Origin of the sequence: Rhodococcus sp. JS3073, from assembly GCF_026810085.1 — a bacterium.
Classification (GTDB): domain Bacteria; phylum Actinomycetota; class Actinomycetes; order Mycobacteriales; family Mycobacteriaceae; genus Rhodococcus_F; species Rhodococcus_F wratislaviensis.
The window spans coordinates 7,854,337-7,863,633 of the sequence record NZ_CP113951.1; the positions used below are offsets into that span (position 1 = coordinate 7,854,337).

Genomic DNA, 9,297 nt, shown 5'->3' on the forward strand with positions numbered 1-9,297 from the left:
GTTATGGAGGGTTGGCCGGTCCAGAATTGCGTTACCCTCGGGACATGCCGATCACTGCGAGGGGGCTCGCTACCAGAGCGCGCATCGTCGAGGGTGCCGCGACTCATCTTCGGGGTGGTGAGCCCGGTCAGGTCACGCTCGACGACATCCGTGCGATCACCGGAACCAGCAAGGGGCAGCTGTTCCACTACTTTCCGGGCGGCAAGGACGAGTTGCTGCTCGCCGTCGCCGTCTACGAGGCGGGCCGGGTCCTCGACGATCAGCAACCGCACCTCGGCGCGCTGACCTCGTGGGCGGCGTGGCTGAGGTGGCGGGATGCGTTGGTCACCCGCTACCGCGCTCAGGGGGCGCATTGTCCGCTCGGGTCGCTGCTGGCCCAGGCGGGCGGAACGCCGGGGGCATATGAGGTGGTCCGAACACTGCTGGCGCAGTGGCGGACCCACGTCGCGGCAGGGATCGAGGCGATGCAGGCGGCAGGCGAGATCCGGGCCGGCGTGGATGCGCCGCGCACCGCGTCCGCGTTCATCGCGGGAATTCAGGGTGGGGTGCAGGTCCTGCGGTCGACGGGCAGTGTCGAGGATCTCGAAGCCGTCCTCGACACGCTGATCGACTATCTTCGGGGCCCGGGATCGACCGGCGCTGCCTGCTGATCGACAGAGCCGGCTCCGGGAGCCGGCTTGCTCGATATCTGGGCAGCATTCCCCGCGACCGAACGGACGTGTGTGGGAGCGTGATCTCGCGCGGCATCGTTTGTGCCGATGAGCCGGATGTCTGCTTCGTTCCCGGGTAGACGGTGAATCGGGCGCCGGCATACTCCACCACCGAGCGGTGGGTCGCGGCGCGTCATCAGCGGTGGTGGGCTGGAGGCCGTGACGTCTCACCGTCTACGCCGCTGCCATCGCAACCACCCATCGCAGTGACGCAATCACGCCCGAAGTCCGCGTCGCCGAGCCTGATTCATCAACGGCAAGCGGGACAGCGCAATACAACTCGGATGTGCTTGGTGTCGGTGGGGAGGCGACCACGGCCCGTGATCGTCCGGAGGTACTGTTCTGCGACTCCAGTACGGGTGGAAACTGCTTCCTCGGAAGACCCATCGTTCGGACGCAATCCCGGCAAGCGGATGAGTGGGCGCCGACCCCGGCGGGTACCCCCTAGATGGTGAATGGATGACCTCCCACGACGCGATCCGACGTTGGATCGCTGAACAGATGTGCTCCACCTCGAGACCGCCGATACAGTCCCCAGGTTGGTTGACCTCCCCACGGGTTCCCGCCGGTTTACGTGTCGACAAATCGCTCCGACCCGGCGGCGGATGACGTGCCCTTCAGTGCGAGTGGTGCGGGGTGCCATCCGCCCCTCTCGGCGCTATTGGTGAACAACGCGAGCGCGGTGCACCGGCTCCGCGAGTTCACCGTAGGTAAGTTGTAGTTGCGGGGCCGCGGCGGGTTTTGTGGGCGCTGCTGCGGTCTCCGCGAGTGGTGGACGGCGACGAAATGTGTCTCATACGCCCGCCGGCTTCGAGTGGGCGGCTCCTTCGTGGTGCCGGGCGCCGGGGGCGGCGCTCACAGCTCGACGCGTAGACCGCCACCTCGGCCGTTTGACGAGCACAGACGATGGAGGATCGATGCCGACCAGTAGGAACAACGCGGACAAGAACGCTGGCTCCGAACCGAAGCTGCTCTCCGGTGGAAACCCGCAGATCCCGAAGGGGGCGGGTGACGGACCGGTGCAGGCCTATATCGCCGCGATGCCCGAGTGGAAGCGCTCGCTGGGCGAGCGGCTCGATCGCCTGATCGTGCGGACCGTCCCCGAAGTGCACAAGGCCGTGAAGTGGAACCAGCCGTTTTACGGGCACGACGGCGAGGGCTGGTTCCTCAGCTTCCGCTGCTACACGAAGTACGTCCAGCTTCAGTTCTTCCGAGGGACCTCGCTGGACCCTGTTCCGCCCAAGGCGTCCAAGCACGACGAGGTGCGCTACGTCGACATCCGCGAAGACGACGATCTCGACGAGGGCCAGCTCCGTTCCTGGATCGAGCAGGCAAGCAACCTGCCCGGCGAGAAGATGTAGAGCACCCGTCGGAGAGCATCCCGAATCGTCGCCCGGTCGTGGTGCGCACCACGACCTCCACCTGCCGCCCCCGCATGGGAGGCAAGCATCTGCCAGCTGCCACCGGAGAGTCGTCGGAGCTCGGGGCACTCCCCGGTGATGACGACTGCATGTCCACGCTCAGATCGAGGTGTGTTTGGACGTATCTGCTGTTTTCTGCGACGGTCAGACGTCATCCGCGGCGTCCCGCCCATTGCGCTACTGCTGTGTCCACCCCTTTGAACCGTTTCCTCCCCATACGTGCCGTAATTGCCGGCCCCGACGCTGTGTTGTCGGGGCAGGGCACGACGCCTGGCACATGGGCCCGGCACCGCGGGATCGTCTACCGCGGCCGGTCCGCCGGCAGTGTCTGCATCGCGATCACCGAACGCGCCACCGACGCGTTCCCTGCGCTGCCGGCGTTGTCGCTGCCTATCAGCTCGGCTACACCATCACCTGACTCTGCGACCGGGTGGGCGAACCGGTTAGTCCGGCGGCGCATGGCGTCCGGCACCGGGGTCGGCCGTCTGAGCCGAACTGTCAATTATTTGAATCAGGTCGAGCTGAATGTGCCCATGCGGAACTATCCGCCGGTGTCCGTTGTTGACGCATGCAGCAGTCGCGAAGGATCGCGGCACTCGACGAAGGGGCAACACGAATATGCGCATCGGAATCATCGGAGCTGGTCAGATCGGTGGCACGCTGACACGCAGGCTGACTGCGCTCGGTCACGATGTGCGCGTGTCGAACTCTCGGACACCCGACACCCTCGCAGACCTCGAGGCGGAGACCGGTGCAAAGGCGGTACTGAACACCGAAGCCGCCGAGGGTGCAGACCTGGTGATCGTGAGCATCCCGCAGAAGAACGTCGTGGACCTTCCTACCGGCATCCTCGCAGGCGCTGCCGATGGTGCTCCGGTGATCGAGACCAACAATTACTACCCGCAGCAGCGAGACGGATTGATCGCCGCCATCGAAGACGGTCAGGTAGAAAGTGAATGGGTGCAAGAACACCTCGGCGTTCCGGTGTTCAAGGCATTCAACGGAATCTGGTGGAAGCACCTTCTCGAGAAGGGCCTACCGGAGGGGTCGAGCGGCCGGATCGCGCTCCCCGTCGCCGGCGACGACGCACTGAAGAAGCAGGTGGTATTCGACCTGATCAATCAGCTCGGCTTTGACCCTGTCGACGCCGGCACCGTCGAAGATTCCTGGCGTCAGCAGCCGGGAACCCCGGTCTACGGCAGAAATTTTGATCGGGAAGCTACGTTGAAGGCACTCGCGCAGGCAACGCCTGAGCGCACTGACGAGTGGCGTGCTGTGGTGGAGTAGCGCTCGGTGTCGAGCGGCGATTCCCGAATAGGAAGACGGCGCTCGGGGCACTGTCAACTTGTCTGGAAGGTGAGCCAGCGTAGTTGTTTTGGGCATGAATTGGGTGATTTTCGTGCTGCTGTTCGCGGTTCAGGCGGCAGCGGCGGTCCCGGTCGCGTCCTGCCAGGCCGCGAAGCGATCCAGAACTCACTCATCCGCCTTCGCCGGGGCCGCGGTCTACAAACCAGGCGGCGACCTGCGCGCGGGAGGTGAAACCGAGCTTGGCCAGCACGTGCTCGACGTGTCCTTGCGCTGTGCGTGGCGAGATCACCAGGCGGGTGGCGATTGCTTTGTTGGTCAAGCCCTCAGCGACCAGCTCGGCGACCTGTAGCTCGCGTTTGGTCAGTGGCGGCGGCGAAACGGAAGAGGGCACCACTGCATTCGCCGCATGAGGTTCGTTGAGGGCGTAGGCGACAGCAGTGTTCAAGTTCAAGGCCTGCCATGACCGACGCAGCGGAATCCGACACCGGCTTCCACCGAAGTCCAGGACCACGGTGTCACCGCGTTCGATCACCCGGTCACCGGCCTCGTGGTGCGGATTGGCGCCGTTGGGTCCGGATCCGACGACGGTGAAATCAACCTGCTCGTGCCCGAATCGGCGCAGCAACCCCGCCAGCTCGGCTGCGACCTCGCGTTCACGCCTACCGGCGAAAGACGCCTGCACGATGTGCTCATGTCGGAGATGCCGTATCTGCCTGCAGGGTCCAGTAGTGCACCGGCCACCGGATACGGATCGGTGCCATCGGCCCATTCGACGAGCGACACCGCAGCCGTACCCTCCGCGGATTCGGCATCAGGCCGCTCGAGCGCGGGAACCACCATGGTCGGTTGACGATCCGGGCACAACACCAAAATCGTGAGGCGTTCGGTGATCGCGGTCGGCCGATACCCCGCCAACCAGACCAGGTCAGGTCCGGGCGTGACGAGAACACCGTCCAGGCCGACGGCGAGGGAATCGTGAACAACCCGCGTCATACGGGCGGCGTAGTCGTCGGCGGTGAACGGTGCCGGCATCGGATGCGCGATCGATGTCATCAGGCCCTCCGGTGACCTCGGGATGGTCGACTGCCCTCCGAATATCTCCGCAACGGAACCGAAGTCGTTCCGGCGAACCAGCCACGTCGCACGTCCTGCGAGGACGGCTGCTCAGGGCCCTCCGCTCGATCGGCACCGCGCCGACACGGTTCACCTCCCACGCGTTGCGTAATCGCACGCTCTATCGAATTGTGCTCCCGCCCAGCCCAACAAATACGTTTTTCGATTCGGAAACGAGGGCACGACAGCGCAGTTCAATTCTTTATCTCGGTTCAATATCGGACTGATCGGACAGGTCTCGGCCCCTCGTAGACGGTGGCGGTAACGCCATGAAGGGCATTGCCGCCATTGGCCCGTGAACCGCTCGATGGACGTGACGCAGGCGAGGCCGCCCCCGCAGGCGCCCGGGCCATGACTGTGCGCGGCGCCGCGTTTCTCGGCGTCGGTTCGATGGTCGGAGCCGGCATCTTCGCTCTCCTCGGAGAGGCCGGGGCCGTGGCCGGTTCCGCGGTGTGGCTGTCGTTCCTGCTGGCCGGGGTGGTGGCCACCTGCAGGGCTATGCCGTCGCGAAGTTGGGAGCGCGGTACGCCTCCTACCCCGGAGGCGATGTGAATCCAGCCCCAGGCGATGAGGTCGAACCGGTAGGGGTACTCCACACCCACCGAGAATCCATCGCGCGGCTGAGGGTGCGGGGATCACCTTCGAGGATCTGGGGCAGGTCGGTTCTCCGGGCGGGGGTGGGCCCGGGCCCAGGCGGCATAGCGGGCGGCGAGGGGAGCGGCGGTGAGTCCGTGCGCCAGTACGGAGAGAGCGATCGTGATCACCGCGGTGGTCAGGAGCAGTTCTTCGTGGGGTAGTTCGCCCGGTTCTTCGATGATGAGGATGGCGAAGACGATGGTGGCGAGGCCGCGGGGCCCGAACCAGCCGAGAAAGGCCACGGTCGGGGCGCGTGGATGGGTGCCGACAAGGGACAGTGCGACGGGAATCATCCGGACGACGGTCAGGCTCACGACGGCGTATCCGAGCACGGCCCAGGAGAGACGACCGAGTGCGGGACCGAGCAGCACGGCGCCGAAGACGATGAAGGTCACGGCGCTGAACAGGTCACCGGTTTCGTCGATCATGTGCCCGGCGTCGTCGTCGACGTCGGCGCGGCGCCGGAGTGCGCCGAAGGTCAGTCCGCCGACGAACGCGGCGATGAATCCGGAACCGCCCAGCGGCACGGCGGCGGTGTAGGCGAGCAGTGCTGCGGTCACCGGCACGGTGTGCGCCCACAGTGGATCGAGGGCGTGGCGCCGACTGGCCGTCGCCAGGACGGCGGCGGCGAGTACGCCTGCCCCGACCCCGGCGACGACCCCGTAACCAATTTGCTCGGTGACCAGACGGGCGGCCGCACCGTCGCCGATCGCACCCGCTTCGGCTTGCGCGATCGCGAGCACGATCAGGAACAACGGCACACAGATACCGTCATTGAGGCCGCTTTCGACGTTCAAGCCCTGGCGTATCCGCATCGGCAGCACGGGGAGGGTGACCACGGCCTGACCGAGCGCGGCGTCGGTGGGGGCGAGGATCACTGCGAGCAGCAACGCCTCGGGCCAGGCGAGATCGCCGAGCACGATCGCGGCGGCACCGAATCCGGCCGCGATGGTCAGCGGCAGGCCGATACCGAGAAGTCGCGCCGGTAAGGAAATCTCGGTGCGGAGTTCGGCCAGGTCGACGTGCGCAGCGTCGGAGAACAGCACCAACGCCAGGGTCACCTCGGCGAGCAGTTTGACGATCTCGGCGGTGGCGTGCACGTCGACCACTCCGGCCGCCTCCACGCCGAGCAGCAGCCCGGTGACGGTGAAGACGATCGGGGCGGTGATCGGCGTGCCCGCAACGCGCCGGGAGATCGCCGCGAAGCCGAGCAGGACCACGGCGATCGCGGGCAGCGCCCACGTCATGGCGGCCACGCGTCATTCTCGGTCGATGTCGGCGTGGCGCGAGGTCGTGTCGTGAGACCGCAACCCTCGATCCGCATGATGAATCTCCTGTCCCATCGTCGTCCTCATCCGTTGCGGAAATGCCTGTCGCACTGTTCGTTGTCGCTAGCCGTTTATCTCGCCGGTCGATATGGCCGTGCGGCTCCGGTCTCTGTCGGGGTGCCAGGTCGAGACGGCCCAAATCACCACGGCGTTGAGGGCGATGATCGTGATCGCCCACATTGGGTAGTAGGGCAACCAGAGGAAGTTGACGAGGATCGAGATTGCGCAGATCACCATGGCGCCCCCTCGCGCCCAGGCGGCACCGGTGAACAGGGCGATTCCGGCGGCGGTAACGATCGCGCCGAGAACCAGGTGGGTCCACCCCCATGCGGTGAGGTCGAATTGGTAGGTGTAGTCGACTCCGGTGACTATTACCTCGTCCTTGGAGATCGCGGACAGGCCCTGGAGTAGCTCGAGGACACCGACGGTAACCAGCAGAACCGCGCCACCCATCGCGGACCCTTGCGCCACACCGCGTTTGACCACAGATTCCTCGGACATGACCGTTTCCCTTCCCGGGCAACGCGTGAAGTTTCCGGCGAACTCCATTGTCCTCCGGTCGGGCCGGTGATGGCGGCAATTCGCGGCAGAAGTGGGCCCGCCGAGTTGTCACCAGGACCAGGAGCGCGGGGGACGACGCCCACGCGTGATGGATTCCGACCCAGGACCGTCGTCACCGGATATCGAACATGCCCGCGGTCACCGCCTCCGGCCCATTGCCCTGGCAGGTTGTCGCGGGATGCGCCAACCGACGCACTTCATTTCCGCTGCCCAGGCGCCGTCCGTTGCCTCCGGTGGTTCACCCTGGGGCGGTCAACATCGGCGCGATCAGCCGCATGGGCCGATTGTGCGCCCATGTGACTTCACGCCCGTCGAACGTTGGGAGGACCCGCGCCGCCATGACCATTTGGACCCGCCCCCTCTGGCTTGGTGCCTTGCTGGTCGTTGGTGGCTCGGTCGTCCAGATCAGACATGCGGTAGTGGTGGCCCGCGCACTGTGGGTGCTCGCCGCGCTCACCTTCGTGGCGACGGTCGTCGGGGCGGTGACCGCTGCGGAAAGCTCGCTGCCTGTTGCTGGCCCTCGTGGTTCCGATCCCATTCGCGGGACTGATTTACGGAACCAACTGGGTTCACCAACCCGCCGTCCAGTACGTTCATCACTGCCCGGACGGACCCTGACGAGCCTGGAATCACACGATTCTCCTTTGGCGCATCGTCCTACTGGCAGCGCAAAGCAGAGGGTCGTTGGTCCCCGGTTCCGGGGACCAACGACATGGATTCCGGTGCCCCGTTCTACAACAGCTACCGAAGCAGCGACGGCCACTACATGACCGTGGGCAGCGTCGAGCCGAGGTTCTACACGAACCTCCTGCGGGTGCTCGGGCTCCAACACGACCTGCACGACCTGCAAAATGACCGGGCCCGATGGCCGGAGGCCAAACGCCGCATCGCAGACGTCTTTGCCACCAAACTCGCGCTGAATGGACAACACTCTTCGCCGGCGCCGAAGCTTGTGTGACACCCGTCAACGCTGTCGAAGAAGTTACATCCGATCCGCACGTGCGTGCACGCGAAATAATGCTGGACCAGAACGGAATCAAGTTTCCGCGGCTGCGCCGCGACTGAGTCGCACGGAGCTGAAACTCAGCGACTCATCCATCCGGCCACTCGCTCTAAACGATGTCGTCGAGCAATGGCGCAGCGCTGATGCCGGACTTGTTCACCACGGAGCCATTCACATTGGTCGGCACACAATGTGAGTCCGGGCATTCCTCCTTCCCGACCAGAGATTTCTGCCCGGTCTGCTATTCCACCGACGTCCAACCGATCGAACTGCCCCCTTCCGGGACGTTCACCACGGTTCACCAAGCCCCGCTCGGGGTGACAGTTCCCTATCACCTGGCCTTCGTGAGGCTTCCCGGTCCCGTGGTTCTCCTGTCCCGGCTGCAACTCGCCACCGGTGGGGAACCGCAGATCGGCGACGAAGTACATATCGTTCCATCCCGGATGCGGGGTTGACGACGTCGACCATCTCACCGTCGCTTTCGAACTGAAGGAGCACGCATGACGAGGACACCGGTCCATGAACCTCATCGGAGCGCTCTCGCCCGTTCGCCAGGCGCTTCCAGGCGACCAACAAGCCCGACGGCACCAACCCGACAACATGGACATCTATGGCAAGGAACCTCGAAGCGACCTCGAGACCGGGGTTACGAAACGGAACAGGAAGGGTTATGCATTCACTCAATCGAGCTGCTGCTGTCGTTGGGCTCGGCGCAACGACATTCGGAAGACTGTCAGGAAAATCGGCTGAACAGCTCGGAGCCTGTGCACTGGACAACGCGTTAGCAGAGGCTGGCCTCCCGGCCTCCGACGTCGACGGTCTCATCGCATGTCGAGTGGGCTATGAGGCGGTGGCGGCCATGATGAGCCTGCGCCCACGTTAGGTGGCAAGCCTCCCTGCGGAGGGCAGAATGACCGGCCCCGCAATACAGCAAGCCATCACAGCCATCGCCGCAGGACAGTGCCATCGAGTCGCACTGGTGAATGGCAACAACGGTGCCACCGCCAACTCCACCTACGGTGGCTTCGTTGGCAAAGCGATGGTTGACATCGCGATGATCGCGACCATGATCAGGCGGCGCGCCCGAACCTGACGGTTTTCAAATGCTCGCTGAGATCTACGCAGTCGCTCTTGTACGAGATAGTGGTGGATTTCCTGATCCTGGCGCCCGATCATCTCCCGCTCCTGATGGGCGTGCTAACCAACCCGGCAGAGCG

10 protein-coding genes and 3 pseudogenes are annotated in these 9,297 nt (G+C 65.0%); 8 read left to right on the top strand and 5 right to left on the bottom strand.

From position 1 onward, the window contains the following. Positions 1–44: 44 nt before the first annotated feature. The 3 genes from OYT95_RS35880 to OYT95_RS35890 all read left to right on the top strand — a co-directional run bounded on the left by OYT95_RS35880 (position 45) and on the right by OYT95_RS35890 (position 3,418). A complete protein-coding gene (locus OYT95_RS35880) occupies positions 45–650 on the top strand; it encodes a TetR/AcrR family transcriptional regulator (RefSeq protein WP_268790303.1) in 606 nt (201 codons plus the stop codon). A gap of 977 nt (positions 651–1,627) precedes the next feature. Continuing rightward, positions 1,628–2,071, top strand: coding sequence for a DUF1801 domain-containing protein (locus OYT95_RS35885; RefSeq protein ID WP_037240137.1), 444 nt, complete (start codon positions 1,628–1,630; stop codon positions 2,069–2,071). A 678-nt stretch (positions 2,072–2,749) separates the two neighbouring features. Next, positions 2,750–3,418 carry an NADPH-dependent F420 reductase gene (locus tag OYT95_RS35890; protein WP_268790304.1) on the top strand — a complete coding sequence of 223 codons (669 nt, stop codon included), beginning with the start codon at positions 2,750–2,752 and terminating at the stop codon, positions 3,416–3,418. A 190-nt stretch (positions 3,419–3,608) separates the two neighbouring features. On the opposite strand, the pseudogene OYT95_RS44805 reads toward OYT95_RS35890, so the two are convergent. The 3 pseudogenes from OYT95_RS44805 to OYT95_RS44815 all read right to left on the bottom strand — a co-directional run. Next, positions 3,609–3,905 (bottom strand): annotated as a pseudogene (locus OYT95_RS44805) (response regulator transcription factor); the annotation flags it as partial. Positions 3,906–3,986: 81 nt separating this feature from the next. Beyond that, positions 3,987–4,208 (bottom strand): annotated as a pseudogene (locus OYT95_RS44810) (hypothetical protein); the annotation flags it as partial. Continuing rightward, positions 4,187–4,492, bottom strand: a pseudogene (locus OYT95_RS44815) (aminopeptidase P family N-terminal domain-containing protein); the annotation flags it as partial. The pseudogenes OYT95_RS44815 and OYT95_RS44810, both read right to left, overlap by 22 nt. Before the next feature lie 411 nt (positions 4,493–4,903). On the opposite strand from OYT95_RS44815, the gene OYT95_RS35900 reads away from it, so the two are divergent. Then, the gene (locus tag OYT95_RS35900; protein WP_037240135.1) at positions 4,904–5,104 is read left to right on the top strand and encodes a hypothetical protein; all 201 of its coding nucleotides are present in this window, start codon (positions 4,904–4,906) and stop codon (positions 5,102–5,104) included. 83 nt (positions 5,105–5,187) lie between these two features. Here OYT95_RS35900 and OYT95_RS35905 read toward each other — a convergent pair whose 3' ends face one another. Both OYT95_RS35905 and OYT95_RS35910 read right to left on the bottom strand, forming a co-directional pair. Then, entirely contained in the window at positions 5,188–6,435 is a 1,248-nt protein-coding gene (locus OYT95_RS35905; RefSeq protein WP_037240186.1) for a cation:proton antiporter domain-containing protein, read from the bottom strand. A gap of 144 nt (positions 6,436–6,579) precedes the next feature. Continuing rightward, entirely contained in the window at positions 6,580–7,017 is a 438-nt protein-coding gene (locus tag OYT95_RS35910; RefSeq protein ID WP_052033587.1) for a DUF7144 family membrane protein, read from the bottom strand. A gap of 772 nt (positions 7,018–7,789) precedes the next feature. Here OYT95_RS35910 and OYT95_RS35915 point away from each other — a divergent pair. From OYT95_RS35915 to OYT95_RS35930, 4 genes are all read left to right on the top strand, one after another. Further along, the gene (locus OYT95_RS35915) at positions 7,790–8,035 is read left to right on the top strand and encodes a hypothetical protein (protein WP_052033586.1); all 246 of its coding nucleotides are present in this window, start codon (positions 7,790–7,792) and stop codon (positions 8,033–8,035) included. After that, positions 7,942–8,142: a CoA transferase gene (locus OYT95_RS35920; RefSeq protein WP_255221713.1), complete on the top strand. Its 201-nt coding sequence runs from the start codon at positions 7,942–7,944 to the stop codon at positions 8,140–8,142. The genes OYT95_RS35915 and OYT95_RS35920 overlap by 94 nt, the downstream gene beginning before the upstream one ends. 81 nt (positions 8,143–8,223) lie before the next feature. Then, a complete protein-coding gene (locus tag OYT95_RS35925; RefSeq protein WP_255221712.1) occupies positions 8,224–8,535 on the top strand; it encodes a Zn-ribbon domain-containing OB-fold protein in 312 nt (103 codons plus the stop codon). Positions 8,536–8,990: 455 nt separating this feature from the next. Then, entirely contained in the window at positions 8,991–9,173 is a 183-nt protein-coding gene (locus tag OYT95_RS35930) for a hypothetical protein (RefSeq protein ID WP_156046740.1), read from the top strand. The last annotated feature ends 124 nt before the right edge of the window (positions 9,174–9,297 follow it).

Bases quoted from the DNA above. Each gene is read 5' to 3' on its own strand.
- OYT95_RS35885 (WP_037240137.1), top strand. From the start codon at position 1,628: ATGCCGACCAGTAGGAACAACGCGGACAAGAACGCTGGCTCCGAACCG.
- OYT95_RS35890 (WP_268790304.1), top strand. From the start codon at position 2,750: ATGCGCATCGGAATCATCGGAGCTGGTCAGATCGGTGGCACGCTGACA.
- OYT95_RS35930 (WP_156046740.1), top strand. From the start codon at position 8,991: ATGACCGGCCCCGCAATACAGCAAGCCATCACAGCCATCGCCGCAGGA.
- OYT95_RS35925 (WP_255221712.1), top strand. From the start codon at position 8,224: ATGCCGGACTTGTTCACCACGGAGCCATTCACATTGGTCGGCACACAA.
- OYT95_RS35910 (WP_052033587.1), bottom strand. From the start codon at position 7,017: ATGTCCGAGGAATCTGTGGTCAAACGCGGTGTGGCGCAAGGGTCCGCG.
- OYT95_RS35905 (WP_037240186.1), bottom strand. From the start codon at position 6,435: ATGACGTGGGCGCTGCCCGCGATCGCCGTGGTCCTGCTCGGCTTCGCG.
- OYT95_RS35880 (WP_268790303.1), top strand. From the start codon at position 45: ATGCCGATCACTGCGAGGGGGCTCGCTACCAGAGCGCGCATCGTCGAG.
- OYT95_RS35920 (WP_255221713.1), top strand. From the start codon at position 7,942: ATGGCCGGAGGCCAAACGCCGCATCGCAGACGTCTTTGCCACCAAACT.
- OYT95_RS35915 (WP_052033586.1), top strand. From the start codon at position 7,790: ATGGATTCCGGTGCCCCGTTCTACAACAGCTACCGAAGCAGCGACGGC.
- OYT95_RS35900 (WP_037240135.1), top strand. From the start codon at position 4,904: ATGACTGTGCGCGGCGCCGCGTTTCTCGGCGTCGGTTCGATGGTCGGA.